We start from the raw sequence: 1,323 nt of genomic DNA, 5'->3' as shown, positions 1-1,323 counted from the left end.
TGAACCGCACCGGGAATCGTGGAGGCCGGTTGGTTTAAGTTAATGCGGGTACTTCAGCGGCACTTCTGAGTTGCCTGTAGTAGTTTGCCTCAGCCTCAGCAGGCGGGATATAGCCGAGCGGTTCCATCAGCCGATGATGGTTGTACCAAGCCACCCATTCCAGGGTTGCCAGTTCGACGGATTCCCTCGTTTTCCACGGTGCACGCCGATGAATCAGTTCGGTCTTGTACAGGCCGTTGATCGTTTCAGCCAGCGCGTTATCGTAGCTGTCGCCACGGCTACCGACGGACGGCTCGATACCCGCCTCGGCCAAACGTTCGCTGTATCGAATGCTGACGTATTGCGCCCCTCTATCGGAGTGGTGTATCAAAGTCCCGTCCTCGCCCGGTTGGCGAGCATATAGCGCCTGTTCAAGCGCATCCAGAACAAAGTCCGTGGTCATCGACGAACTGACGCGCCAGCCAACGATGCGACGGGCGAACACGTCGACTACGAACGCCACGTACAGCCAGCCCTGCCAGGTCGAGACGTAGGTGAAATCCGACACCCAAAGTTGATTCGGCCGCTCAGCCTTGAACTGCCGGTTGACCCGGTCCAGCGGGCGCGGCGCGCTCGTATCGGGAGTCGTCGTGCGAACCCGCTTGCCGCGAACCGCGCCACGCAGACCTTGCAGTTTCATCAGCCGCGCAACCGTACAGCGTGCCACCGCAATACCTTCCCGATTCATCTGCTTCCAGATCTTCGGCACGCCATAGACCTGCATGTTGGACTGCCAGACGCGCTTGATCTCCGGTTGCAGAATCTCATCGCGTTTGGCGCGGGTGCAGCGCTTGGCAGGATCGCGAAGCTGCGCAGCATGGCGTCGGTAGCCCGACGGGGCAATCCGCAAGACCTTGCAGATCGGCTCGACCCCGAAGGTGTCGCGATGCTGATCGATGAAGGCCTTCAGGACTTGAAACGGCGGTCGAGCTCCGCCTGGGCGAAAAACGCGCTCGCGACCTTGAGAATCTCGTTGGCACGACGCAACTCCTTGACTTCGCGCTCCAAGGCCTTGAGGCGCTCGCGCTCGTCTGTAGTTACGCCTTCGCGCTCTCCGTGGTCGACCTGGTCGCGCTTGATCCACTCGTGCAGTGTCTGCGGTGTGCAGCCGATCATCGGCGCAATCGATTCGACCGCCGCCCACATCGACGGATGTTCGCTACGCTGCTCGCGCACCAGACGCACTGCGCGCTCCCGGACTTCCGGGGAAAACTTCGTTACCTTCTTGTTCATGGCTCGATTCTCTCAAGAATTCGAGCCTCCACAAAATTCGGTGCGGTTCAA

At 60.2% G+C, this 1,323-nt stretch carries 1 protein-coding gene and 1 other annotated feature; the gene reads right to left on the bottom strand.

Going from position 1 to position 1,323, the window contains the following annotated elements; translation table 11 throughout:
• Positions 1–34: 34 nt before the first annotated feature.
• Positions 35–1,272, bottom strand: a protein-coding gene (locus U5A67_RS40385) for an IS3 family transposase (protein ID WP_321818826.1) whose coding sequence is annotated in 2 segments (ribosomal slippage) — positions 35–981 and positions 981–1,272 — 1,239 coding nt in all. Because the reading frame shifts where the segments join, the coding sequence is not laid out codon by codon here.
• Positions 875–991 (bottom strand) — a sequence feature (AL1L pseudoknot). It overlaps the preceding gene by 117 nt.
• Positions 1,273–1,323 lie beyond the last annotated feature (51 nt).

The organism is Paraburkholderia sp. J69-1 (assembly GCF_905220255.1).
GTDB lineage: Bacteria > Pseudomonadota > Gammaproteobacteria > Burkholderiales > Burkholderiaceae > Paraburkholderia.
Note: the sequence above shows the minus strand (reverse complement) of the source record. Positions and strands in the feature narration are given on the sequence as shown.